This window comes from Paenibacillus oralis, from assembly GCF_003863965.1.
GTDB lineage: Bacteria > Bacillota > Bacilli > Paenibacillales > Paenibacillaceae > Fontibacillus > Fontibacillus oralis.
The window spans coordinates 6,842,294-6,867,680 of sequence record NZ_RRCN01000001.1 but is presented as its reverse complement, the minus strand read 5'-3'; the positions used below and the strand labels follow the sequence as shown (position 1 = coordinate 6,867,680).

The 25,387-nt window shown below is 53.3% G+C and carries 19 protein-coding genes and 1 pseudogene; 14 read left to right on the top strand and 6 right to left on the bottom strand.

What is annotated here, in order from left to right:
- Positions 1 to 120 precede the first annotated feature (120 nt).
- Positions 121 to 702, top strand: a complete 582-nt coding sequence (locus EHV15_RS30635) for an NAD(P)H-dependent oxidoreductase (RefSeq protein ID WP_128634588.1) — start codon at positions 121 to 123, stop codon at positions 700 to 702.
- A 398-nt stretch (positions 703 to 1,100) separates the two neighbouring features.
- Here EHV15_RS30635 and EHV15_RS30630 read toward each other — a convergent pair whose 3' ends face one another.
- Entirely contained in the window at positions 1,101 to 2,015 is a 915-nt protein-coding gene (locus tag EHV15_RS30630; protein WP_128634587.1) for a transposase, read from the bottom strand.
- A gap of 425 nt (positions 2,016 to 2,440) precedes the next feature.
- Between EHV15_RS30630 and EHV15_RS30625 the strand changes: the two genes are divergently transcribed.
- Positions 2,441 to 3,595: an AGE family epimerase/isomerase gene (locus EHV15_RS30625; RefSeq protein WP_246061832.1), complete on the top strand. Its 1,155-nt coding sequence runs from the start codon at positions 2,441 to 2,443 to the stop codon at positions 3,593 to 3,595.
- Between the two features lie 18 nt (positions 3,596 to 3,613).
- Positions 3,614 to 3,772, top strand: a pseudogene (locus EHV15_RS38470) (S-layer homology domain-containing protein); the annotation flags it as partial.
- Positions 3,773 to 3,826: 54 nt separating this feature from the next.
- On the opposite strand, the gene EHV15_RS30615 reads toward EHV15_RS38470, so the two are convergent.
- From EHV15_RS30615 to EHV15_RS30600, 4 genes are all read right to left on the bottom strand, one after another.
- Positions 3,827 to 4,930, bottom strand: a complete 1,104-nt coding sequence (locus EHV15_RS30615; RefSeq protein ID WP_128634586.1) for a Gfo/Idh/MocA family protein — start codon at positions 4,928 to 4,930, stop codon at positions 3,827 to 3,829.
- Positions 4,930 to 5,670, bottom strand: a complete 741-nt coding sequence (locus EHV15_RS30610; RefSeq protein ID WP_128634585.1) for a ThuA domain-containing protein — start codon at positions 5,668 to 5,670, stop codon at positions 4,930 to 4,932. The genes EHV15_RS30615 and EHV15_RS30610 overlap by 1 nt, the downstream gene beginning before the upstream one ends.
- Positions 5,671 to 5,698: 28 nt before the next feature.
- On the bottom strand, positions 5,699 to 6,859 hold the full coding sequence (locus tag EHV15_RS30605) for a Gfo/Idh/MocA family protein (protein ID WP_128634584.1): 1,161 nt from the start codon (positions 6,857 to 6,859) through the stop codon (positions 5,699 to 5,701).
- A 215-nt stretch (positions 6,860 to 7,074) separates the two neighbouring features.
- Positions 7,075 to 7,902, bottom strand: a complete 828-nt coding sequence (locus tag EHV15_RS30600) for an AraC family transcriptional regulator (RefSeq protein WP_246061831.1) — start codon at positions 7,900 to 7,902, stop codon at positions 7,075 to 7,077.
- A gap of 166 nt (positions 7,903 to 8,068) precedes the next feature.
- Between EHV15_RS30600 and EHV15_RS30595 the strand changes: the two genes are divergently transcribed.
- The 10 genes from EHV15_RS30595 to EHV15_RS30550 all read left to right on the top strand — a co-directional run bounded on the left by EHV15_RS30595 (position 8,069) and on the right by EHV15_RS30550 (position 22,277).
- Positions 8,069 to 9,370, top strand: a complete 1,302-nt coding sequence (locus EHV15_RS30595) for a YkvI family membrane protein (RefSeq protein WP_246061830.1) — start codon at positions 8,069 to 8,071, stop codon at positions 9,368 to 9,370.
- 151 nt (positions 9,371 to 9,521) lie between these two features.
- Entirely contained in the window at positions 9,522 to 11,327 is a 1,806-nt protein-coding gene (locus EHV15_RS30590) for a cache domain-containing sensor histidine kinase (protein ID WP_128635622.1), read from the top strand.
- Positions 11,302 to 12,858 (top strand): response regulator transcription factor, encoded by a 1,557-nt coding sequence (locus EHV15_RS30585; protein ID WP_178075996.1) that lies wholly within the window; start codon positions 11,302 to 11,304, stop codon positions 12,856 to 12,858. Before EHV15_RS30590 ends, EHV15_RS30585 begins: the two co-directional genes overlap by 26 nt.
- A gap of 118 nt (positions 12,859 to 12,976) precedes the next feature.
- The gene (locus EHV15_RS30580) at positions 12,977 to 13,936 is read left to right on the top strand and encodes an ABC transporter permease (RefSeq protein WP_128634582.1); all 960 of its coding nucleotides are present in this window, start codon (positions 12,977 to 12,979) and stop codon (positions 13,934 to 13,936) included.
- 96 nt (positions 13,937 to 14,032) lie between these two features.
- Positions 14,033 to 14,893 (top strand): carbohydrate ABC transporter permease, encoded by an 861-nt coding sequence (locus EHV15_RS30575; protein WP_425464494.1) that lies wholly within the window; start codon positions 14,033 to 14,035, stop codon positions 14,891 to 14,893.
- A gap of 30 nt (positions 14,894 to 14,923) precedes the next feature.
- The gene (locus EHV15_RS30570) at positions 14,924 to 16,642 is read left to right on the top strand and encodes an ABC transporter substrate-binding protein (protein ID WP_128634580.1); all 1,719 of its coding nucleotides are present in this window, start codon (positions 14,924 to 14,926) and stop codon (positions 16,640 to 16,642) included.
- Positions 16,643 to 16,790: 148 nt separating this feature from the next.
- A complete protein-coding gene (locus tag EHV15_RS30565; protein WP_128635621.1) occupies positions 16,791 to 18,833 on the top strand; it encodes a bifunctional diguanylate cyclase/phosphodiesterase in 2,043 nt (680 codons plus the stop codon).
- A gap of 710 nt (positions 18,834 to 19,543) precedes the next feature.
- The gene (locus EHV15_RS30560; RefSeq protein WP_128634579.1) at positions 19,544 to 20,200 is read left to right on the top strand and encodes a copper amine oxidase N-terminal domain-containing protein; all 657 of its coding nucleotides are present in this window, start codon (positions 19,544 to 19,546) and stop codon (positions 20,198 to 20,200) included.
- Between the two features lie 212 nt (positions 20,201 to 20,412).
- Positions 20,413 to 21,081 (top strand): TetR/AcrR family transcriptional regulator, encoded by a 669-nt coding sequence (locus EHV15_RS30555; RefSeq protein ID WP_128634578.1) that lies wholly within the window; start codon positions 20,413 to 20,415, stop codon positions 21,079 to 21,081.
- 23 nt (positions 21,082 to 21,104) lie between these two features.
- Positions 21,105 to 22,277 (top strand): Acg family FMN-binding oxidoreductase, encoded by a 1,173-nt coding sequence (locus tag EHV15_RS30550; protein WP_246061829.1) that lies wholly within the window; start codon positions 21,105 to 21,107, stop codon positions 22,275 to 22,277.
- A gap of 357 nt (positions 22,278 to 22,634) precedes the next feature.
- Here the strand turns inward: EHV15_RS30550 and EHV15_RS30545 are convergent, their stop codons facing one another.
- A complete protein-coding gene (locus EHV15_RS30545; RefSeq protein WP_178075995.1) occupies positions 22,635 to 23,543 on the bottom strand; it encodes a glycosyltransferase family 2 protein in 909 nt (302 codons plus the stop codon).
- 408 nt (positions 23,544 to 23,951) lie between these two features.
- Between EHV15_RS30545 and EHV15_RS30540 the strand changes: the two genes are divergently transcribed.
- The gene (locus tag EHV15_RS30540) at positions 23,952 to 25,337 is read left to right on the top strand and encodes a cohesin domain-containing protein (RefSeq protein WP_246061828.1); all 1,386 of its coding nucleotides are present in this window, start codon (positions 23,952 to 23,954) and stop codon (positions 25,335 to 25,337) included.
- Positions 25,338 to 25,387: the final 50 nt, after the last annotated feature.

The following is a 25,387-nucleotide window of genomic DNA, read 5'->3' as shown; positions in this document are numbered from 1 at the left end:
TCGAACTCGGCGCGGTCGTCTTTTGCTATATTCGGAAATTAGTACAATTGACATTACATAGATATCTATGCAGTTTGCTAATAATAATCGAAAATATTGCTGCTGCGGGAGGTATTACTCATGAAACACTTGATCGTTTACGCTCATCCTAGCCAAGAAAGCTTCAACCACGCCATCCTGGAGACTACGGCAGGTGCGCTGAAAAACAAAGGACATGAGGTTGTCGTACGTGATTTGTATGCGCTCGGCTTCCAGCCTGTTCTTAAACCTGAAGATACGGAAGCTATGAAAGCCGGACAAACTCCAGCGGATATTAAAACGGAACAGGAATATATCGCTCAGGCGGACGTTATTACGTTTATTTATCCGATTTGGTGGACGGGATTGCCTGCGATTATCAAAGGATACGTCGATCGGGTATTTGCATACGGCTTTGCTTACGCTTATGGCGCTGAAGGCATAGATAAGCTGCTGAAAGGCAAAAAAGGGCTGATCATCAACACTCACGGTACGCCTAAGGAAATTTACGATCAAACCGGCATGAGCGAAGCGCTGAAACTCACTTCGACAACGGGCATTTTTGACTTTACAGGCATTGAATCCGTTGAACATCTGCTGTTTGGCAATGTTCCAAGCGTTGGTGAAGAGGCCCTCAAGGGACATTTGAAAGAGGTTGAAGAAACAATTAATTCTTTATTTTAAAGAAAGTTCTTGAAACCTGGTTAGGTAACGGACAGGGAAGGCCGATGGGGTGGCGTCAGATCAACACTCGCTGTCCGGACGCTTAGCACGATTATCCCGTTTGATCAGGTGGCAGAGAAACAGACAAGTTTGGAAGAAGAAAATATTTGGTGGAGAAGTTGATCGATTCGAGATAATGAAACTGTCTTAGAAGAAGGAAGCAGGTTTAGGGGAGGGGATACAGAATGGACAAGAGATCAAGACAGGAGGTCAAGGACAAAACGCGAGGGAAACGAAAAGACCGTGATTTTGCTGTAACCTGATCCCTCCCGTCTGCAGCAACGCCCGCACTGTTCATGCTAACCCCTACCCATTAAATTGATCTGCATCAAGTAACCCCTACCGTTCAAGCGTCACGATCAGGCCGCAGCCGCAAGGGGCTGATTCGGTTGGCGTGCGATCAGCCGGCGGTAAGGGATTGCCGGAATCGCCACACACATGCACAGTAACTTCTGCCGCATCGTTTCTTCCGCTCCGGGCAGTTCTCCTTGCAGGCGCAGCCGCCGGCGTCCGGTGTATTCGTTCAGATACGCCTGCAGATGCTTCAGTCCCAAGGCTCCATACGTACTCTTCAGCGATTCCCACGCCTCTCTCACCACTCTCCGCAAGGGCATATACAGCCGAAAGGCTTGAGGGAACAACTGCACCACCGATGTACGGACATCCACATGCCCGTTGATGAACGCGGTTAGATCGTGACGGTTTGCCCTTTTTTCGTTTCCCCGCTTATGCGGCACCAGGCGGATTTTGACCTGCTCCGGCTCGCCCGACTCCGTGACCGTGCAGCCGGCTACGACCGCCGAGGCATACGGATGCGAAAGCTGACACCGGGACGGATTGCGCCCATACTGATCGCTGTTCACCTTCACGTCTCCGCAGAGCAGCTCCCGGGCATCGAATTCTAGGGCGGCATGGCGTATTTTGTGCAGCATCAACCAGGCGGTTTTGTAGGTGACCTGGATCACCTTGCTCAGCCGCATCGCCGAGATGCCGCCCGGGAGCAGGAATAAATCCAGGGCCTCGAACCACTTGAGCAGGGGCACCTTGGTTCCTTCAAAAATCGTGCCGACCAAAGCCGACGTTTGATGCTTGCACTTTCCGCACTCGAATAAGGGGATATGCCGCGAGGTCAGACGGCTGCACCGGGTGTGAGCGCAGCGCGGGCAGACAAAGCCGTTTGGCCACTTCATCTCGATTAGCGCCTCCATGCAATCCTGCTCGCTGTGGTAACGGCTACTGAATGGTTGAAGGTCTGTTCCCGCATTGGCTTCCATATCCGCTCACCTCCCGAATCAAGAATTTACGAACGTAAATTCCATTTATTTCATTATACCAAACATACGTTTGCTTATCAAGCCGAAAATCTCACCTGAACCGCCTCATTTTTTCTGATCCCTTTTTTCTTTATCCCTTACCCTAGCCCTCAACCCCCTTAATGAAAGGGATAATCGTGTAAAGGCAGCAGGCAGGGATACCAGGACACGAACCCTAAGGACAGTCACCTCAGCTACTTACCTCAGTCCAAGTAGGAAGAATAAGATTGCCTGCCGGGAAGATAAGCGGGAAAGCTCTAAAATCACCGCATCTTTAGCTTAAAAAACTTCATTTTATTCACAAAACTGCAGTGTTACGCTTTCGATAAGCGGAAATTCGGATACCGTGCTGAAAGCAATTACACGATGAAAGGCAGGAACCTCCTTTGTTAAACGATACACAGCAGCAATGGTTGAATGACATTATCGCCAAATTGACGGACAAAATGGACGCAGTCAGCGAACGTTCCCGGAACAAAATTCCTTATACGACGGTGAACGGTGTGCATGACGACCGGGCCACAAGCAATCCAACGGGATATAATTCGGACGGAATCAACTGGTGGACCAACGGTTTCTGGGCAGGCATGTTATGGCTGATGCACCATGAAACCGGCCACGAAAAATACAAGGAATTTGCGCAAATTTCCGAAGCGAAGCTGGATCGGTGCTTTGAGGAATTTTACGGCCTGCATCACGATGTCGGGTTTATGTGGCTGCCTACGAGCGTCGCGAATTACCGGGTGACAGGGAATCCAGAATCCCGGAAGCGGGCGCTGCATGCCGCGAACCTGCTGGCAGGGCGGTTCAATTTGGCGGGAGGTTTCATTCGCGCCTGGAACGATCTGGAGGAAGGGGATACGCGAGGCTGGGCGATTATCGACTGCATGCTCAACATTCCGCTGCTGTACTGGGCCACGGAAGAAACGGGCGACCCGCGCTTCAAGCAAATCGCGATGAAGCATGCGGATACGTCGATGTCAGCGTTTGTCCGCCCCGACGGCTCCGTCAACCACATCGTCGAATTCGATCCATTTAACGGCGGCGTGGTCCGTACGCATGGCGGACAGGGCTACGGAGAAGGCTCCTCTTGGACGCGCGGACAGACCTGGGCCTTGTACGGATTTATGATGAGCTATATTCATACCGGGAAAGACGAGTACTTACAGACGGCCAAGCGGGTTGCGCATTATTTTATGGCGAACATTCCGGAGGACGGCATTATCCCGGTAGATTTCCGGCAGCCGGAAGAGCCGCGGCTTACGGACGATACGGCTGCGGCCATCGCGGCCTGCGGGCTTATCGAGATCGCCAAAGCCGTCGGCGGACATGAAAGCCGGTCGTTTACAGCGGCGGCGCTGAAGCTGCTGAGAACATTGGACGAATCGCGAATCGATTGGTCGCCGGATACCGATCAATTCCTGCTCTATGGCACAGGGGCCTATTATGCCAAGACGCATCATCACGCCATTATTTACGGCGATTATTATTTTATGGAGGCGTTATTTAAGCTGAAAGGCAACGATCTTTATTTGTGGTAATCGGAGGACGTCTTCTCGGCTGCGGCGGGCTGGGCGAAGGACAGCATCGAGGAGCGCCTGGAGGCAGGCGTCGTTACGGGCAGAAGCGGCACGGAGCTTGCGCCGAAGTCGCATATTACTAGAGCCGAAGTTGCTGCGATTGTGCAGCGTCTGCTGCAGAAATCGGATCTGATTTAATGAAAAAAGGGTGGTCCCGATCATGGGATCACCCTTTTTTGTGGCAAACGCCGCTCAGTCCAAATGAAACGGCTCCAGGTCCGACGGGAGCGGGGCCGGGGGCGCGCACGTGCTTTGCATTTCGTAATAGCGGCCCGAGTCCGAGGAATCGTGGAAGCCCCACATCGCTTCCAGCACGTGGTACGCGAGCTCGCCGCTGGCGCGGTGCGGGCGGCCGCGGAGCAGGGCGGCGGCCATATCGGCCGGGCCGATGCCGCGGCTGTTCTCGGCGTAGCCCGGCAGCAGCGGCGCCTCGGTCCACTCCGTTTCGCCGAGCCTGCGGTATTTCACCGGGCCGCCGAACGTGTTGGGATCCGGCACCAGCAGCGTGCCTTCGGTGCCGTGAATTTCAATCGGCGGGAGCGTGCTGCCGCCGAACACATCAAAGCTGGTGATCAGCGTGGCGATCGCACCCTCCGCGAATTCCAGCGTGCCGGCGACATGCGTCGGCACTTCCACGGGGACCCGTTGGCCGCGTTTCTTTTCGCTCGTGATCGTACGTTCCGCCAGCGCTTTGCCGGTGATCCCGGCGATGCGCCGAATCGGACCCAATAGCTGAATTAATGCCGTCAAATAATAGGGGCCCATGTCGAACATGGGGCCGCCGCCCTTGGCATAATAAAATTCCGGGTCCGGATGCCAATGCTCGTGGCCGCGGCTCATCATAAACGCCGTGGCCGACACGGGCCGGCCGATCACGCCGTCCCGGATCAGCTTCAGCGCTGTCTGAATGCCGGCCCCGAAAAACGTCTCCGGCGCGCTCCCGACCAGCAGCCCGCGGCGGCGGGCCGCCTCCAGGATGGCCCGCCCTTCCTCGCGGGTGACGGCGAGCGGCTTCTCGACGTAAACATGTTTGCCGGCCTCCAGCGCTTTCAAGCACACCTCGGCGTGGGCGGCCGGGATCGTCAAATTGATGACGATCGAGATGTCCGGATCGCCCAGCAGTTCCTCAACCGTGCAAACCCGGGGAATGCCGTACCGCTCGGCCTGTTCCCGCGCCCGGGACAGATCCAGGTCCGCGCAGGCCGCAAGCTCGAGCTCCGCGAATTTGCGGCAGTTTTCCATGTAAATGCCGCTGATTTTTCCGCAGCCGATGATGCCAACCTTTATTTTTTCCATTACTGGCTGTCCCCCATCCCGGTGTAGGCTCCAGCCCCGGCTGCGCTCAATGCTCCGGCGGCTTGAAGTTCCAAGGCCCGCCGCTTTCCTTCGGCGGCCCACAGCAGCCCGCGCGTCATCAGTTCCTTCACCGGAGGAAGTTCGACGACGTCGGCGTGATGGCCCAGTGAATTATAATACACCCGGCCCACGCCCCATCGTTTCGTCCATACGACCGGCATATCGACGGATTTGTTGAGGCGATGCGGTCCGTCGACCACCGGGAAACGGGTGGTGGCTAGCACTTCGACGGCCGGGTCAACGTGGAGATAATACTGCTCCGTATCCACGAAGAAATCCTCGATTCCCTCGGTCAAAGGGCTTGATCCGGGTCTGATTTCGACCTTGTAATGAACCCCGTCGTTCCCCGGATGAGCGACCCATTGGCCGCCGGTCATGAACTGCCAGTCCACGTTGTTGCGGAATGAGTCGCACATGCCGCCGTGGCATCCGGCCAGGCCGGTGCCGTTTTGCACAGCGGCTGATACGTTAGCGGCCTGCTCTTTGGAGATCTCCCCCATCGTCCAGACCGGCACGATCAGGTCGAGGCCAAGCAGCTTTTCGGCGTCCGCATAGGCTTCCAGCGTGCCGGATACCTCCACGTCAAAGCGGTTCTCCCGCAAAATGCCGGCAAAAATGTCCGCAATCTGCTCCGGTTCGTGTCCATCCCAGCCGCCCCAAACGATTAATGCTTTTTTCACGGTAATTCCTTCTTCCTTGTAAATGTGTTTACATCTCCGAAATTTCCACCCAGCGCCGTTCATCCACCGAACGTTCCACCGCTTCCAGCACCGCCTGGCACTTGACGCCGTCGCGGAAGTTCGGCTCCGGCTGTCTGCCTTCGCGGATCGCGCTTGTTAGCTCCAGCATTTCGTGCGTAAACGTATGCTCGAAGCCAAGCGTATGCCCCGGCGGCCACCAAGCCTCGGAGTACGCATGCGCCGGATCGGTCGCAAGCACGCGCCGAAAGCCCTGGACATCCTCGTCGTCCGAGGTGAAGTACACCTCCAGCTCGTTCATCCGTTCGAAGTCGAATTTCACGCTGCCCAGGCTCCCGTTGATTTCGAACGCGTTCGTTGAGCGGTGTCCCGCGGCGAACCGCGTCGCTTCGAAGCTGCCCAGCGCCCCGTTTTCAAACCGGGCCAGAAACAGCGTTGCGTCGTCCACGGTAACCGGTCCCTTCGGCGCGTCTTTACTGCTTTTGGCGCTGAGGCCGGTCATGTTTTCCGCCAACGGGCGCTCCTTGATGAACGTTTCGCTCATGCCGATGACTTCCCGGATATCGCCGGCCAGGTAATGGGCCAGATCGATCAAATGCGCGCCGAGGTCGCCGTGCGAACCGGAACCGGCCACGTCCTTCTGCAGCCGCCAGACGAGCGGGAATTCCGGATCGAGAATCCAGTCCTGCAGGAACCAGGCCCGGAAATGATAGATTTGCCCGAGCCGGCCGCTTTCCACCAGCTTTTTGGCCAGCTTCACCGCGGGGGAAAACCGGTAGTTAAAACCGACCATATGGGTGACGCCGGCTGCTTCCGCCGCCGCCAGCATCTCCCTGGCGTCTTGTAATGAAAGCGCTAACGGCTTTTCGCAAAAAATGTGCTTCCCGGCCTTCGCCGCGGCCAAAGCGATTTCCTTATGGGTGTCGCTCGGGGCATTGATGTCGATCAGGTCGATATCGTCCCGGGCCACAACTTCCTTCCACTCGGTGGCCACTTCCGGCCAGCCGAGCCGGTCCGCGGCCTCGCGCGCAGCCTCGCCGTTCCGCCCGCACAGCACAGCCATCTCCGGCTGCAAGGCGCCGGGGAAAAACATCGGCAGGGCCCGGTAAGCATTGCTGTGGGCTTTGCCCATAAACTTGTAACCTATCATTCCGATCCGCAGCTGTTTCATTGAATCCCTCCAAATCGATTGAAGAACAAAATTTTGTCTTCATGCATTCATTATAAGTTGGTAGAAACCTTCAGCGCTCGCCAGTTTATGCGGAATCATAGTCAAAAATTGCGTTTTGAATCTTTTAAGTTTGTTTTGCTTTACGTTTCTATGATATTCGCGGAAACTGCTAGATATACCAATCTCTGAAAAAATTACTATATAAGTTGGGCTCATCAAGGCGCGGAATTTCGCAAGGTAGAGGGGATGTATCCCCTTAGCTCCTTGAAGACGCGGTTGAACGTCCGAATACTGGTGAAGCCGCATTCCAGCGCGATTTCCATAATGCTCAGATCGCTTGTCAGCAGCTTTTGCTCGGCGGTGAGCACCCGGATCGAATTGAGATAGGTTTTGAAATTCATGCCGATGGCGCTTTTGAACGTTCTGCTGAAATGCGACGGCTCCATATGAAACTGCTGCGACATGAGGCTGACGTTTAATTCCTCTTGATAGTGCTCTTCGATGTAGGAGAGGATCTGCTGGATTCTGGCCCGCCGCGATTCCAGCTTCTCCTTGGCGCCGGTGTCCATTCGCCGCGTCTCCAAATGCCGGAGCAGCGTCCCGCAAACCTCCAGCACGCCGGCTTTCATCAACATTTGATATCCTGGCCGGGCATCGGCCCGTTCCTGGAAAATCCGGTCCAGACACGGCTTGATCGGCTGAAACCGCGGATCCTTGTCCGAAATGAACGGGGAGGCGAACCGGAAATCCTGCGGCCAGCCTTTGACCGGACCGATCCACTCCGGCTTAAAGAGCAAAATCAGCACCTGCGAAGGCTGGTCCCGGCTGTCGAAGTAATGGATGTCGCTGCTGCTGCAGATGACGATATCGCCTTGTTTTACCTGGCGCTTTTCCTCGTTGACGCCGATCAGCAGGCTCCCCGATTCCACGTAGATAATTTCGATTTCCGCATGGAAATGGGGATAAAACGAAATGTTTTGGCTGCGGAAAATATTCATCGGAAGTTCGGGATCGAGCTTCCAGTTTTGATAAAAAGATTTCACGATTTGGCTCACTCCGCGCGGATTTGGTGTACTGCCTATCCTTAATGTACTGCATTTTTGCCGGAGAATCAGCCTTTTTTAAATAAAACGGAGGTGGGAATAGGAAGCAAGCAAGGATCATAGGATAGTGAGGACAAGACAAAAAATGGAAGTTTCTGGAGGGTGTATGTTTGAGCGATGGGTCAAAATATTTCAGATTGCCGCAACTTATATCGGCACGGTCGTCGGCGCCGGATTCGCTTCAGGCCAATCGATCATGCAGTTTTTTACCGTTTACGGACCCGTGGGGGCTGTGGGGATAACCATTACTACATTTCTGTTTATGTGGCTCGGAACGAAAATGATGGTGGTGGCTCACCGGATCAAGGCGTTCTCCTATCAGGAATTTAACGAGCATCTCTTCGGGCCGGTTCTCGGCAAGCTCGCGAATGCGCTGACTTTACTGATTCTGCTTGGCGTAACCGCCGTGATGTTGTCCGGCACGGGCTCCATTTTTGAGGAGCAGCTGCACTTGCCTTATCAGATCGGAATTGTGCTGAGCATCGTGCTGGCCTATTGGGTGATGACCAAAGAGATGAACGGGATCGTGGTGGTCAATGCGCTGGTCGTGCCGATGATGCTGCTGTTCACCTGCCTGATTGCGATTAACGTTGTCGAGCCGGGCGGCATCATGCGGATCACGGAGTGGCAGCGCCAGCAGCTGCGGGATTACGGGTGGGCGCTGAGCGCGTTTGTTTATGTGGCGTTGAACTTTGCCTTTGCGCAGGCGGTAATGGTGCCCCTAGGCAGCGAGGTCAAGGAGGAAAGCACGCTGAAGTGGGGAGGCTTCTGGGGCGGAATCGGTCTTGGCGCGATGCTGCTGACGTACCATTTTGCCATCAATGCCCGCATGCCGGAAATCATGGAGCTGGAAATCCCGATGGCCGAAATCGTGCGCGGTTTGGGGGCCCTCCCGTATGTGCTGTTCCTGCTGGTCATTTACGGAGAGATTTTCACCACCTTGATCGGCAACGTGTTCGGCATGACCCGGCAAATCCAAAGTCTGTTTTCGCTGCCGAAAAACGCCGTTATTCTGGCGGTGCTGCTGGCCTGCTTTCTGATCAGCCAGATCGGTTTTGCTTCCTTGCTGACTTATCTGTATCCGCTGTTCGGTTATATCGGCATGCTGCTGCTCGCCCTGCTGGCGTTCAGGCGTCTGCCGCAGGCCGACGGCCCGCCGGTTGACCCGCCCGCCGAACATTTCGGCCTAACCGGCGGACCTAGCATCCCGTTTTCCGCCGCGCCCGCGTACGAGCAGCGAACCCGCGACCAGCAGCGGGAGGGCCGCCTGGAAAACGACGTCCACTTTGAGGCTGAGGCCAAGCCCGATCTCCAGGTGCAAAAACAGGGTCATTTTGATCAGCAAGCCCAGATACAACAAAATCGTGACAAAGATATCAAGCCTTTCGACAAAGATGAAATGCGATAAGGTCCGAATAGGTCTTGACTGTAAATGCTCCCGGAATTATATTTGTTGTAATTTAACTAACAAAAAACGCTAACAAATCCATCCCCCTTTACTGCTAAAGGGGTGTTTGCGTTTCTGTGATTTTACGTCAAAAAGGAGGTTTTGCATGTTGGTGTTTCTCGTCAGGGCCTTGAATGACATGCAGCTGCGGAAAAAATTGTCGCTTATCTTCATCGCGGTATCGATGATCCCGCTGTTGATCAGCGGGGTGTTCCTCACCGCCAAGCTGCGCGCAGTGATGATCAGGGAGGCCTTCGAGCAGGCGGAAAGCAATGTGGACCGCGTCAAAAAAAGAACCGAGGAAGTCATCAAGGTACCCCTGGACATTTCCTACCAGCTCTCCAACGACAGCCGCATGAAGCTGGTGGCCGGACGGAATTACGGCAGTTATACCGAGGTCATCCAATCTTTTAGGCAGTACACGGATATTCGCGATTTTCTGCGGCTTTATAAAGAAGTGAAGGGTATCCGGCTGTATACGCCCAATCCGACGATCCTGAACAACTGGGAGTTCATGCAGCCGGACGCCGCGACGGAGCAATCCGCCTGGTACAAGAACGCCCTTGACCAAAAGGGACTGGCCGGCTGGAGCTACATTGAGGACGAGCGCGATCAGACCCGCTACCTTAGCCTAACGCGGAAAATTACGCTGGATAACCGGAAGCAGGAATGCGTTCTGGTCGTTAACGTGAATTCCTCGCTGCTGAATTCCATTCTCGCGCAGGAGTCGTTTTCGACCATGATTGTCGATGACGACAATAATATCGTGGCCGCGAACCGCCCCGGTATGTACGGCAAAAACCTGTCCGACGTGCATGTCGACCGCAATGTGCTTACGCAAGCGGCGGGCAGCTTCGACGCCTGGCTGGAGGGGCAGCCTTCGAAAGTCGTCATCGCCAGCCTGGTTCCGCAGAGCAGCTGGAACGGCCTGAGAATCATTTCGGTGTTTTCGGAAGCGGAAATCGTCAAGGACACGAACCGGGTGATTGTACAGGCGACGATCGTCATTGCCGCCAGCATGCTGGCCGCCATTCTGCTGGTTTATGCCTCCGCCTCGCTGATCACAGGCCGGCTGCTGCGGCTCAGCAAACAGATGTCCAAGGTGGGCACCGGTTCATGGAATACGTATCTCGACATCGACGGCAAGGACGAAATCGGCCAGTTGTCCCGGCAATTCAACGCGCTCGTCGTAAGGCTCGGCCAACTGATGTCGGAAGTGCAGGAAACCCACCGCCAGAAACGGCGGCTTGAACAAAAGCAAAATGAAATCAAGTTTAAAATGCTGGCCAGTCAAATCAATCCGCATTTTCTGTTCAATACGCTGGAATCGATTCGGATGGAAGCCCATCTCCGCGGCGAGGAGGATATTTCCCAGGCCGTCTGGCAGCTAAGCCATATGATCCGCAGCAGTCTGGAGATCGGCAACGAACAGATCCCTTTAAAGGAAGAGCTGGATATGGCCGTATGTTATTTGGAGCTCCAGAAATTCCGTTATGAGGAGAAGCTGATTTATGAACTGGATATTGAGCCGGGGGCCGAAGGCGCCAAACTCCCGCCTTTGGTCATCCAGCCACTGGTTGAAAACTCGATCATTCACGGATTGGAGAACAAGGAGGAAGGGGCGACATTGATCCGCATTCATGCCAGCGCCGCCAAAGATAAGGTAATGGTGGAGATTCGGGATGACGGCGCGGGAATGGAGCCGGAGCGGCTGTCCCGGATTGACCGGGAGCTAAACGAGCCGCAGGAAACGGATGGCGCGAGCCGGATCGGACTGCGCAACGTTCATGACCGGCTTAAGCTGTCTTATGGGGAAGCGTATGGCCTGCATATCGAAAGCAAGCGGGGAGAAGGTACCAGAGTTTCATTTTACATACCGGGAGGGACCAAGGATGTATCAAGTAATGATTGTGGATGATGAGCCGAAGCTGCGGTCGGGTTTAAAAACGCTGATTCCGTGGGAGAGCTTGGGTTATGAAGTGACGGCCACGGCGGCAAGCGGAATTGAAGCACTCCGTTTATTCCAGGGGAATGTCCCCGATCTGCTGATCGTCGACATTCGCATGCCCGGCATGGACGGGCTGCATTTGATTCAGGAAATACACTTCTTGGGTTTATCGCCGCATTTCCTGATTTTAAGCGGGTATGCCGATTTCGAATATGCGCGCAAAGCGCTGGAATTCGGGGCGGACGGCTATTTGCTGAAGCCGGTCAACAAGGAGGAATTAACCGCCAAGCTGCGGCAATTAAATCATAAACTGGCGCAGGAACAGCGGGAGGATTGGATCAAAAGCGGCGTGCTGACGAAGGAATGGCTGGTTTACTCCCTGCTGACCGGACAGATCCGGGAAGACGAGGAAAAGGTACGGGAAATGGCCGGACAAACCGGGATGCTATGGCCCCGGTATGAAATCGTGCTTGTGCGGCTGGGCGTTGCCGAGCGGGAACAGGCGGAAGCCCTCCTGCATTTCCGGGCTAAGCTGGCTTCCGCCTTTACGGCCGGCGGCCGGGGCATCGTGTTCGGGATCGCTCCTTATACCGTGCTTTTGGTTAATGGGCCGCTGCGGGGCGACTCCGGCCGCAAGCGGCTTTACCGCGAGCTGCGGATGCTGGCGGGCGAGGCGGATGCGCCGGTGGACGCCGCGGCCGGGGGAGCCGTGCACGAGCTTCAGCGCATCGGGGAATCGTACAAGGCGGCCGAAACGCTCCTGGGGCGGAGCTTTTTTTACGAGCCCGGAAACATGTTAGGTCCGGATTCGCGCCGGGATTTTGCCGAAATCCCGCGGAACGGGCCTTACGAAGAACGGCTGGATGAAGGGGAGCTGGCGTTCCGGCTGTTTTACTTCGTGGATGTCGGCAATGCCGGGGCTTTGGAGCCGCTGCTGGAGGCCGCCTTGCGGCAGTGGGTGGCCGAGGGAAGCGGAGAGGCGGAGATTAAGCAGAGGTTGTTTCAGGCGGCAAACGAGGTGATCCGCAAAGTTCCTCCGGAACTGCGGGCCAAACCCGAAGATGTGCTTGCGCCGGCCGCGTTTTTGAGCGGGATTTACGAGCAAAGGCATATTCGCGGGCTGTTCGACTACGTATTGCGGTTTCTCGAAAAGCTTGCCCTTTCCGCGGACTCCCCCGGCCAGGATCAGGACATCAAAAGGCTGCTCGACTTTATCCACCGCCATTATCACGAAAATCTCCGGCTGGAGATGCTGGCCGGCCTGTTTAATTACAGCAGCGCTTATCTGGGGCAGCTGTTCAAGAAGAAGACCGGAGAGTATTTCAACGCTTATCTGGATCAAGTGAGGATTCAAAAAGCGAAGGAGCTGCTGGCCCGGGGCATGAAGGTGTATGAGGCCGCGGAACGGGTCGGATACGCCAATGTGAACTATTTTTACGAGAAATTTAAAAAGCTGGAGGGACGTTCTCCTTCCGAATTCCGGCACCCACCGGATGGGTGAAAACGCTGAAACTTTCGGAAAGCCGTCTAAATTAGCGGGTGAAATCCCCGAAATTTCCTGTATGTCCCAGGGCGGTTCGGATGAAATACAATAAACGCGAGGAGGGAGGGGAAGAAAAATGAAAACGGTAACAGCCGAGCCGCGGACCGGCGGCAGCTTGGGCCGGAAGCCGCAAAGGTGGAAGGTGTTCAAGAGCCAGAAGTATTTGTACCTGATGTCGTTTCCGTTTGTGATCTGGGTGTTCGTGTTTCAATATTTGCCTCTCTGGGGCTGGACGATGGCCTTCCAAAACTACAAGCCGGGCAAAAGCTTCTGGCAGCAAAAGTGGGTGGGGCTGGAGCATTTCGAGGCGCTGTTCCGGGACGGACATTTTTATCTTGTGTTAAGAAATACGCTGGCGATGAGCCTGATGGGCCTGGTCGCGGGGTTCGTGTTTCCGGTCTTGTTCGCCCTGCTGCTCAACGAAGTCCGGGTTCAGGCGATGAAGCGGTTCGTGCAGACGGTCTCCTATTTGCCGCATTTTGTGTCCTGGGTTGTGGCCGCCGGCATCGTGAGCAAAATGCTGTCCACCGACGGCGGGGTCGTCAACGCGATTTTGGTCCAGTTGGGCCTGATCGACCAGCCGGTTCAGTTTATGGCCAAGGGGGAGATGTTTTGGGGGATCGTGACGGCCGCCGATGTGTGGAAAGAGACAGGCTGGAACGCGATCATCTATTTGGCGGCGATCGCCGGCATCGGGCCGGAGCTGTACGAAGCGGCCCGGGTGGACGGAGCCAGCCGGCTGAAGCAGATGTGGCATATCACGCTGCCGGGCATCCGGCCGACGATCGTTGTGCTGCTCATTATGTCGATCGGGCATCTGATCGGAATCGGGTTCGAGAAGCAGTTCCTGCTCGGCAACCATATGGTCAGCGACTATTCGGAGGTGCTCGATTTGTACGCCCTTAACTACGGGTTGTCGATGGGCCGTTATTCGTTTGGTACGGCGATCAACATCTTCAACTCGGTGATCAGCCTGCTGCTGTTGTTCATTGCCAACGGAACGTTCAAAAAATTTACGAACGAGAGCATTATGTAAAACGGAAAGGGGGAGTTGAACGTGGAAACGGCCAAAACCTCGGCGCCCATCAGGGGCAAAGCGGGCAAACGGGCTTCCAGGCCGCTTTCGGACTGGATTTTTGACGGCGTGGTGTATTTGCTGATTTCCCTGATTACGGTGGCTACGCTGTATCCGTTTTTGAACGTGCTGGCGATCTCGTTTAACGATTCGGTGGATACGGTGCGCGGCGGCATTACCATCTATCCGCGCGAGTTCACGCTGGAAAACTACAAGCAGATATTCAGCTACGGCGGTTTGGTGACCGGGTTTAAAATCTCCGTCCTGCGGACCGTCGTTGGAACCGCCGCCGGCCTGGTCAGCGGCTCCATGGTCGCCTATACGCTGGCCCGGAGCGATTTTCAGGGAAGAAAGTTCGTATCCACGTACCTCGCGATCACGATGTACGTTTCCGGCGGCTTGATTCCGGGGTTCATCTTGATCCGCAATCTGGATTTGATCAACACGTTCGCTGTGTATATCCTTCCGGGGCTTGTAAGCGCATTCAATATTTTCGTCATTCGCTCGTTTATCGACGGCATTCCGTATGCGCTGCAGGAATCGGCCAAGCTGGACGGGGCCAACGATTTTACGATTTACTGGCGCGTCATCCTGCCGCTGTGCAAGCCGGCGCTCGCCACCGTCGCGTTGTTCCTGGCGGTCGGCCAGTGGAATTCCTGGTTTGATACGTATTTGTACAACGGTTCGAACGATGCTTTGACGACGCTGCAGTATGAACTGATGAAAGTGCTGCAGAGCACGACGACGAACGTGAACAACATTCGCGGGGAGAACATGTCGCAGTTGATGGCGCAAATCTCGCCGGATTCCATCAAAATGGCGATCACGATCATCGCGACGGTGCCGATCCTGGTCGTTTATCCTTTCCTGCAAAAATATTTCGTTAAAGGGATGACCCTGGGGGCCGTGAAAAGCTGATATTGAGCACAAAAAAAGGAGTGATATCGCATGTTGAAGGCAAAAAAGACCAAGGTGGCGGCGCTGCTGCTGGGATGTTTCCTGCTGCTGGGCCAGCTTGCCGGCTGCGGCGGGGGAACTGCGGGAACGTCCGGGAGCGGGACAAACGGGGCGGATCAGAGCGGCGGGCAGAGTTCAAACCGTTCCGGACCGGTCACCTTGACCTATTTTTCCGAAGATCCGAGCAGCAACTGGAATAATATGCAGGACCGGGTCGGCAAGGTGCTTACGGAAAAAACCGGAGTGGTTCTCGATGCCGAGTTTGCGGTCGGCGATCCCGTGCAGAAGGTCTCGATCATGGCGGCTACCGGGGACGTGCCCGATCTGATCGCCGCCAAATCGGACCTCGGCAAGCTGATCGATGTCGGCGCCGTGCTTGATTTAACGGAGTTGATCGACCAGCACGCCCCGAATATCAAAAAGATGCTGGGCGACAAAATCGTCCGCATCAAATACAGCCTGGACGATCCGGCTATTTACGCGATCCCGACGTGGTCTGCGGTGGATGAACGGAAGTTCAAGGCGGAAGGCGGGTTCGAATTGCAGCATCGCGTCGTCAAGGAAGCGGGGTATCCGGAAATCCGCACGGTCGAGGACTACGAGAAGGTGATCAAGGACTATTTGGCCAAATACCCGACGGACGAAAACGGCAACAAAAATATCGGCCTTACGCTTAACGCCGACGATTGGCACATGTACCAGGTGACGAATTCGGGTTTCATGACGACCGGCGCGCCGGATGACGGGGAATATTACGTGAACCAGGAAACGTTTGACGTCACCTATCATTTCCGCCGCCCGGAGGAACGGGAATATTTCCGCTGGCTCAACCATATGAACGATATCGGGCTGCTGGACCCGGAGAGCTTTGTGCAAAAAACGGACCAGTTCAGAGCGAAGGTCGCCTCGGGGCGCGTGCTTGGACTGATCGATCCCGCCTGGGATTTCGGCGAATCCCAGCAGGCGCTGAAAGCGGCCGGCAAATACGACCAAACTTACGGGCATTACCCGGTTACACTGACCAAGGAATATAAAGACACGAGCTTCTGGCCGGCCGGTTTTGACGGCGGATACGGCATCGCGATCTCCAGCAAATGCAAAGACCCGGTGGCCGCGATTAAGTTTCTCGACTTCCTGGCATCCGAGGAAGGCCAAATTCTGAACAACTGGGGCATCGAAGGCACCGATTACGTGGTGCAGGACGGCAAACGCATTGTTCCAGCGGAAATCCAGCAAAAGATGGAGAGCCAAGGCAACGCCTACACGAAAGAATCGGGCATCGGCTTATACTGGAACCTGATGGTGCATTACGGGGACGGGATCAAGGATTCGAGCGGCAATTATTTTACGAAATCAAATTCCGAACTGCTGACGGCTACCTACAGCGAACCGGAAAAAGAGGCGCTCGCCGCTTACGGCATCGAGCACTGGCGCGATCTGTTCCCGAAGGAGGAGGAGTTCCCGGAAAGAAAGGCCGGCGCCGTTTACAACATCGCTTTGCCCAGCGACAGCACGGCCGCGATTCTCGGGACCAAAATGCGGGACATCACCTGGAAGCGCATCCCGGAAGCGATTATGGCCGACCCGAGCAGGTTCGACCAAATCTGGGACGACTACATGGCCGAGCTGGAAAAAGCGGGGGTCCGCGAGATGGAAGAGGCTTATGGACAATTCGTCAAAGACCGTGTGAAGCTGTGGAGTGGAGAATGATCATAGATGCCCGTACGTTCGCGTGCGGGTTATATTTATTTGGCCGTTATACTTATTGTTCAGAATTTGTAGAGGTCGGTGTGGTATGATGAGATGATACTTTGTTATTGGAGATCACATCTCAGAAAGTCGGGGCAGCAAAATGATGATGGAAGGCAGCTACAACTATTATATTGTCGCGCTATCGGCAGCCATCGCGATATTGGCATCGTACTCTGCGTTAAGCATTGCCGCCAAAATTTCGTTCGCTGACGGAAAAATGAGGTTGTTCTGGCTGCTCGGCGGCTCGCTTGTCATGGGAAGCGGCGTCTGGTCCATGCATTTTGTGGGAATGCTGGCGTTTCATCTGCATGTTCCCATGAAATACGATCCGTGGCTCACCTTACTGTCGATGGGAGCCAGCGTAACCTCGTCATTTATCGCGTTTTATATCACCATGCCTAACGACGTCAAGCGCTACCCTATTGCCATCGGCGGCCTTATAATGGGGGCCGGGATCGTGGCGATGCATTACATCGGAATGGAAGCGATGATCATGCCGGTGAAGCTGTCGTACGATAAAACGCTGTGGGCGTTGTCGGTGGTCATCGCGATAGCCGCATCCTACGCGGCGCTGCTTTTGTTTTTACGATTTCGCAGCCAGAAAGCGTTCAGTTGGCCGAAATGGCTGTCCGCGATCGTGATGGGCTTTGCGATTTGCGGGATGCATTATACGGGAATGAGAGCGGCGCAGTTTCACGTTGCCGGAGATATAAATATAACTCACGATTCTTCCATGGATATCTACTTGCTGTTTGCCGTCACCGTGACGATATTCATCATTCTGCTGGTGTCCTGGGGAGCGATGTTTTTTGACCGTCACGTCCTTGAAAAAATGGCCTACATGGATGCCATCACGGGACTTCCCAACCGCAACGAGATGAACCGGTTTTTTGACAAATATACGGGTAAGGAGACCTTGGCGGTCCTGTTTATCGATTTGGACCAGTTCAAAGCGATTAACGATACATTGGGCCACAATGTCGGCGATTTGCTCGTACAGGAAGTGGGACATCGCCTGCAGCAGTTTGTTCGCCCGGACCGGCAGGCTTTTCGGATCGGGGGCGACGAATTTCTGTTCATCGTAAGAGGGTGTGAGCGGGAGCAAGCCGAACAACTGGCGGGGGAAATTTTAAAGAGCATCAAGAAAGTGGTCCGGGTGGAGGGGAACGAGCTGTACGTCACGGGGAGCATCGGCATCAGCGTTGGTTCGATCCGGGAGTCCGACCGCTCCGTCCTGCTCAAGACCGCCGATACGGCAATGTACAAGGCCAAAGGCTTGGGCAAAAACCAGTACTCGGTTTACACCGACGAAATGGGCGTTAAAGAGGTCCGCAAAATGGAGTTGGAAAAAGATTTGCAGCTTGCGCTGGAGCAGCGCCAGTTCTATATCGAATACCAGCCGAAATGGAATGTGAAAATGCATCGGATGGCGGGGTTTGAGGCTTTGCTCCGCTGGCAGCACCCCCGTTTGGGGACCGTTACGCCGACGGAATTCATTCCGCTTGCCGAAGAAACGGGGCTGATCGTTCCGATCACCCGCTGGACCATGGAGGAAGCCTGCCGCCAATGCAAGGTTTGGCAGAGTCAGGGAATCGGCCAGCCGGTTTCCGTGAATTTGTCCGGGCGCCTGTTTCATACCGATAGCTTGATCGATATGGTGCAAAGCGCGCTAGCGGAGGCGGCTCTCGCTCCGGACATGCTGGAGCTGGAAATCACGGAATCCATGGTGCTTTACGACATCAACGAAATCGTCCGGCAACTGGAAGCGGTGCGGCAGTTGGGAGTGCGGGTGTCCATGGACGACTTCGGCACAGGATATTCGTCGATCGGGCTGCTCGACCGGATTCCGATCGACGCGCTCAAGCTGGACCGTCTGTTTATCGGTGACCTGGAGTCCCCCAGCAAGCGTGCTATCATTAAAGCGATCGTCTTGATGGCGGAGAAGCTGCGGCTGGATGTGGTCGCCGAAGGCGTGGAAGACAAAGAGCACATCGATTTTTTGACGCAATTGGGCTGTCACGTCATGCAAGGTTTTTTCTACGGCAAGCCGATGAAAAACGAGGAAATCGCCGATTGGATAAGGTCGGCGGGAGCTGGGGGCGCCTTGCAGGCAGCGAAAGAATCCGGTACGGGTGCAGCAATCGAGTAGTTGGTTAGCAGAGTGGGCTTGTTGCCGAGTTGCTTGTTGCGAGTTGCTTGTTGACTAATAGAGCCGCTTTGTGGGTTTGCCGTTGAATCGGTGAGTTGCCGAGTTGCTTGCTGGCCTAGTCGGGGGAGTCGCGAGTTGTCATCTGGCCTCGGCGACGGGTGGCCGATCGCGTGCGGCTAACGGACCTGAGTGCCCTTATTTGCCCGAAATGGAGCGAAATCCGGCGTTAATTGCTAAATAAGCACTAGCGTTGCATCAAATCTGATCTGACAAGATACATTTACTAGCCACACAAATTTTCTAACGGATGCCACAAGCACTATTTGTTCCAAAAACGTTGATTTCAAACTCTAACGGTTGCCATGACCCTTATTTCACTTAAATCCGGCTATTTTTGCTTAGATTCAGGCAAATAACAACGCTCACAACCGTTAGAATTTAGAAAAGGTCTTTTTTCGGAAAATAGCCGCTGTTACAACCGTTAGATTTCCGGTCAGCTTTTACGGGAAATCTTGAGCAAAAGTTTATGCAACGCTAGTGCTAAATAAGGTCTCTGGTGTCGTTACGTTCTGAAAGCGCTTGATTTCGGCGAAAAAAGGCGCTGTGGTCTGTTGGAACTGGCCTCCACCAGTTGAATTCCGTTTTTTCGGCATAATCAACCAAGTCTATGTTACTATTAAATAGGAAAAATTATCCGGGAGGTAGAATTCATGAGAAAGCGTATTGTTGTCTTGAGTATGGCGATCATGATGGTTGCGGCAAGCGCTGCCCCTGCCGATGCGCATCCGGGCCGTACCGATGCCAATGGAGGCCATACGTGCCGGACCAACTGCGAGAAGTGGGGGCTGGAGTACGGGGAGTACCATTATCATAATGGCGGAGGTTCAAGCTCCAAGTCCGGCGGCAGTAAATCCAGCAGCAGTAAATCCGGGTCGAGTACAAAAAGCAGTTCTACTTCGAAGAAACAGTCGGCGAACAAGAAAACGAGCAGCAAGCCTGCCGCTCCCGCCTATCAAACGACAAATTTGACGTTGAAAGTAAACGGCGAGCAGGTGTCATTGGAGCATTCTCCCATCATGATTCAAAATACGAACCTCGTTCCACTGCGCGAATTGGCGAAAAGTTTGGGGGCGTCAACGACCTGGGATCCCGATTCCCAAACGATCGGCGTCTCCAAAGACGACAATAAGATCACACTAACGATCGGAAGTACAACGGTGTTCTATAATGGCGTTCAAGAAACGATCGGCGCCGCCCCGAAGATCATCGAAGGTGTTACGTATGTCCCGGCGCAAGCCGTTGCCAAAGGATTAAAAGCAAACTTAAGCTACGATAAGGAGTCGGAGGTTTTGGACATAACACTGTGAGGCGTAGGCCTCAAGCAAATTAAATGTTATTGTTATTGCGATTTACAGGCACAAATGCTGCGATATACGGGTACAAATTCCGTCAGCGGCGTTTGTGCTTTTTGTTTGCCCTTTTTGGGAAGGGAGCGATTGACAAGGGCATCCATATCAATATAAAGTAAACTTAGAGTTTACTTTATTGCATACATGTGCAAACTGTAGGAGGGAGCCTATTGGGGACTCAGGAACGAAGACAGAAGGAACAGGAAATCCGCCGAAACGACATCATCGAAGCGGCGGAGAAGGTTTTTTTCGAAAAAGGGTACTATTCGGCCACCATGGATGATGTAGCCAAGGCGGCGGAATTCAGTAAAAGAACGGTATACATCTACTTCACCGGCAAGGAACAAATTTATTTTGAAATCATGATCCGGGGTTACAGACGGCTGATCGGCATGCTGCAGGAGGATTTGAACAACGGGGATTTTGCGGACGCGATTGAAGCGATCAGGCGGATGGGCTGGACGATGTACCGGTTCAACCGTACGTTTCCGGACTATTTTAAGGCGATTATGGAATATGAAACCGGTGAACGCGATTTTCAAAAAGGAATCCCGGATGCGTCCCAGGAAGAGTGTTATGCGCTCGGCGAAGAGATCATGGGAACCTTAATAGGCTTGCTGAAAAAAGGAATAGCGGAGGGTTCCGTCCGCGCGGATCTTGATCCGGTCAAAACGGCGTTGGTTTCATGGGCCTGTATTATCGGCGTTTTTAACACCGCAAGCAAGAAGGAAAAATATATGCAGAGCTATTACGGCGCAACGGCGGAGGAATTGGTTTCGGAATCGATTGCGCTGATTATTTCGTCCATTCAGTCCGGGCGGGAAAGAAAGGTCCAATGAGCCGGCAAAGGGGGAGAAGAGCCTTGTTGATAGCAATAGCGGGGATCGCAGGTTTAGGTCTGGCAGCCTTTGCGGGACTGCTGCTGGTTAGCGGAGCGTATAAGCCCGCCGAATATTTGGAGCCTTGGCAAAAAAATACGGCGCAGCAGTTTGACGACCCGCGTGTCCGCCTTGCCGCCCATGGTTTGCTGGCGGCCAGCGGACATAACATGCAGCCGTGGAAGATCAAGCTTGACGACAGCGATCCGCTGGCTTTTTATCTGTACGCCGATAGTAAGCGTCTGTCCGAACAAGCGGACCCGCTTTCAAGGCAAATGATGGTCAGCCAGGGCACGTTTTTGGAGTATGTGCGGGTGGCCGGACGGCAGTTGGGTTACGTAACATCCGTCACTTTGTTCCCGCATGGCGGATATGACGAAGGAAACCTGCGGGCAAGCATGGACGCCAAACCGGCGGCAAGGATCGAGCTGGAACAAACGGTCCCTCAAAGCGAGCCGTTATATGACTTCCTGTTCTTGCCGGATACAAACAGACTGGCGTATCAGCCGGGCAAGCTTACCCTGGAAGAGGTCAAAGCGCTCGAGCGCTTGAGCGTCGAGGACGGCATCACCTTCAAGGTGTACCAGGACGAGGAAGATGTGCGCAAGCTGGGAAGCTACGCGCTCAGAGCCGCCGCGGCCGAAGCGAGCGTAAGCCGCGTGATGGAGGAGGCCGGTGCGATTTTCCGCGCCAATGAACGCGAGAAAAACAGTGACCGGTACGGCTTTTCCGTGGAGGGGCAGGGAACGTCCGGCATCATGCGGCATGTTGTACAGGCGTTGGTTACCTTGTTCCCGTCGATGAACGCCGGGCAAGCCGCGGCCGATCGGTATGTGCAGACCGCCGAAGAGTCGGTCTCCGGCACCTCCGCTTACGTGATGATCCTTTCGAGCGGCAACAGCCGCACGAGTCAAATCGAAAGCGGCATCGCGTACAGTCAATTGATCCTGGAAGCGCACCGTTTGGGGCTGGCGATGCAGCCGCTCAGCCAGGCGCTGGAAGAGTATGCCGAGATGAAGGAGCTGTACGATGGCATCCACCGTGAATATGCTACCGGCGGAGAGACCATTCAGATGCTCGTCCGCATCGGCCGCCCTACGCGGGAGGTTCCGCAAACGATGCGCCGCGATGTCCGGGAGTTGATCGTGGAAAACTAGTGAAATGATCCGGAAATTCTCAGCATGCAGGTAGCCCCTCATAAAAATAGCGGAACTTTATGGTCCTATTTTCCGGAAGGGAGCATGTTCATCACCAATAGAGGATTTTTATAGTCTTATTCTCCAATGCATGGTGTAAAAAGCAATCACCACCCTGCGGTTTGAGAAAATAGCGCCATAAATATCCTCTATTTCTCTCAGAATGGGTGATCTCGCTGAAATAGCGCCATTTTTTCCCCTTATGTTCTCGCTAGAGTTTTTAACAGCCTAGCTTGGCCGTTTTTCCATAACCTCCACCTCTACTCTGCAAGAGATGCCCAACACTCCCCCATACTTACATTATTTTGATACCGTCTACTAGTCCGATTCGTAAACCCCCTCCGGAAGTCGGCCCGAGTAGATTAAGCATCTGTTTAGCACGCTATGAAGGGTCTGCGCATCGTAAACTTTAGCGTCATGATTGTGCCGGATCACTTTGCCGACCCAATCTACGGCTGTTTCATAAGACTCGGCGTGATACACCGGGACATGAAAATGGCCCAGCTGCATATGCAGCGTATACTCTTCTTCCGTTGGCGTAATGCCGATCATGCGCAACTGCCGATATTGCACCTTTTTTAAACTCTGCTCTTGGATGGACCGGTGTTGTCTTGATACTTGTCCTTCATGGGACCTGTAATAAAGAACGCAATAGGGCAAATTCGCCAACCGGGTGACTTGGCCAAGCCGTTCCCACAACTCATAATCCTCGGCGTGTTTATATTGTTCGTCATAACGAAAGCCGTGATTTTGCAGCACGCTTGTACGCATCATCACGGTAGGGTGGCAAAGGCATGGGTGAAACAGCTGCCAGCAGCGGATTCCATCATGGGTGACCGGTTTGGGGATAAGCTCGCGGTTATGCAGCCATTTCATCAGCCCTCCCAAAACCCCAACATCGGGGTGGGTGTCGAGATATGCGACCTGGCGCTCCAATCGCTTTGGAAGAGAGAGATCATCGGCGTCCATTCTGGCGATATACTCCCCGCCGGCCATTTCAATGCCCTGATTGAGGGAATAAATTAGCCCCCTATTTGTCTTGTGACTTATGAGACGAATCCTAGGGTCCTTCAACTGCTGCAGTTTCGCTAAGGTGTCATCCTGTGATCCGTCGTCAATGATGATAAATTCAAAATCTTTCAATGTTTGATCCAAAATACTCTGTGCGGATCTAAGAATATAGCGCGACGAATTGTAAGTTGGGAGAAGCACAGTAACTTTAGGCACCGCCATCCCTTCCTTTTTTGTGAGGTGATTTTCTAAGCCATCCTATGTTGTCTTTGATGTGCATGAAACGGACAGCTACCGGACAGAAAAAATAAGTTTAGCGGATGGGTGAGGAGGCGGAAGTAGATAGATTAAAAAGTCAGGCGCTGAAAACGACTCGTTCCAATGTAGTTCGTAAAGGGATTCAGAAGATCTATGACAAGTTCCGAAAATAAAGCGTTAAAGGTGCATGTATGTCTATGTATTGGCCTAACGAATATTTTTTGTTTCATAAAATCTCTTCCATTTAAAATTAATTTTTCTATAATATTACATATTATTATAAATATGTATAATAATGTTTGGACAAGATTCCTGGGAATTTTCTACTATTGAGTTGTAAGTTAATACAGTAGGGAGGAATAACTTGTGGCGGTGAAATGGGTAAGAAAGGCTATTATATCACTATTATTGGTGTTGTGTGCTTCATTTTTAATGACATCACTTGTACAGGCGAAAGACGATCCTGTCGGACTTCTGAATGGAAAGACAATAAAAACGGGATCAAGAATCGATAACATTTTGGGATCTACCACGTTAGTTACAGACGATAATGAGTCCACATATTTTAATCTGGTTCATGAACGCAGTGACGCTTCCGTAAAAGATATGCTCATTTATCAATTTGCCAGCCCCACAGTAATCAGTGCATACAAAATGCAAATACTTAATTATAATAACGGGCCCATATATATGCTGTTTTATAACAGCAACGGCACTATAATCGGGAGTTTTTCCAAGCAGGTGATTAAAGGAGATAGCAATATCTACAATTTTCCGAAAGCTTTTACGAATGTATCAAAGGTTATGGTTTATCAGGCCAGCACAATTACGTACCAAGTGGCGGAGTTGAATTTTTATAATACCGTTCCGGATGCGCCTCTTAATCTCGAAGCCACAGCCGGGGATAGCAATGCAACCTTGTCCTGGGAAACGGTTGAAGGTGCGGACAGCTACACCATATACTACGGTATGGAATCAGGAAAATATACAAGCTCAGTAAGTGTAACATCAGTTGTTTATGGAGACTACACGATCCCCGGGCTGACGAACGGCGCAACCTATTACTTCGTTGTGTCCGCAATGGAGGATGGGTTGGAGTCCGGTTATTCCAATGAGGTAGCGGCAACACCGGCAGCGGCTCTTGCCGATCCAACTCTCTATGTGACTATTGATGACGAAAAGGTGGTCGTTGGTCAAGAGTTTGTAGCAAACATTTCCTTGAAAAACGTGGAGAATATATATGCTGAGGACTTCACTATTAACTATGATACCGGCCTTTTTGAATTCGTAGGATACGAGGAAGTAACGGGTTACAAGGTTTATAATGATCCCGTAGATAAAAACGGTAGCATCCGCTTTATCATCGCCAGCCAAGGGAAAGACTATGGCATTAATGAAGATACGGTCATTGTAAAACTTAAATTTAGGGCAATAGCAACAGGCACGGGCGATGTAGATGCCCTGAAAGGAAGAATTGCGGACATAGAGCGGGAATTTGACTTGGACGAAGAAAACTGTTTGCTCGACACCGTAACCGTTGAGGAAGCACCTTTAGTGGACGTTAACAAATCTGGGGAATACACGCTCGTTGACCTTGCAATCGATGGATATTATTACGGGAAAGCAGCGGCAGATACGGACACCGTATTGCACAATGCTGATCAGATCATAGATGGTTATGTCAATGACGGTGACCTCGTTTATATCGTTTCTCAAATGCTGGCTAATCCAAATTATTCGCCTAACTTGTAATACCCGGTCTTTTGCAGATAACCTTGATTGACTTCATGTGTGATACGTAA

Excerpts from the sequence above, each read along its gene's own strand:
- EHV15_RS30630 (WP_128634587.1), bottom strand. The coding sequence starts at position 2,015 with ATGGAAGCCAATGCGGGAACAGACCTTCAACCATTCAGTAGCCGTTAC.
- EHV15_RS30565 (WP_128635621.1), top strand. The coding sequence starts at position 16,791 with ATGGAAGGCAGCTACAACTATTATATTGTCGCGCTATCGGCAGCCATC.
- EHV15_RS30580 (WP_128634582.1), top strand. The coding sequence starts at position 12,977 with ATGAAAACGGTAACAGCCGAGCCGCGGACCGGCGGCAGCTTGGGCCGG.
- EHV15_RS30595 (WP_246061830.1), top strand. The coding sequence starts at position 8,069 with ATGTTTGAGCGATGGGTCAAAATATTTCAGATTGCCGCAACTTATATC.
- EHV15_RS30560 (WP_128634579.1), top strand. The coding sequence starts at position 19,544 with ATGAGAAAGCGTATTGTTGTCTTGAGTATGGCGATCATGATGGTTGCG.
- EHV15_RS30635 (WP_128634588.1), top strand. The coding sequence starts at position 121 with ATGAAACACTTGATCGTTTACGCTCATCCTAGCCAAGAAAGCTTCAAC.
- EHV15_RS30615 (WP_128634586.1), bottom strand. The coding sequence starts at position 4,930 with ATGGAAAAAATAAAGGTTGGCATCATCGGCTGCGGAAAAATCAGCGGC.
- EHV15_RS30585 (WP_178075996.1), top strand. The coding sequence starts at position 11,302 with ATGTATCAAGTAATGATTGTGGATGATGAGCCGAAGCTGCGGTCGGGT.
- EHV15_RS30570 (WP_128634580.1), top strand. The coding sequence starts at position 14,924 with ATGTTGAAGGCAAAAAAGACCAAGGTGGCGGCGCTGCTGCTGGGATGT.
- EHV15_RS30605 (WP_128634584.1), bottom strand. The coding sequence starts at position 6,859 with ATGAAACAGCTGCGGATCGGAATGATAGGTTACAAGTTTATGGGCAAA.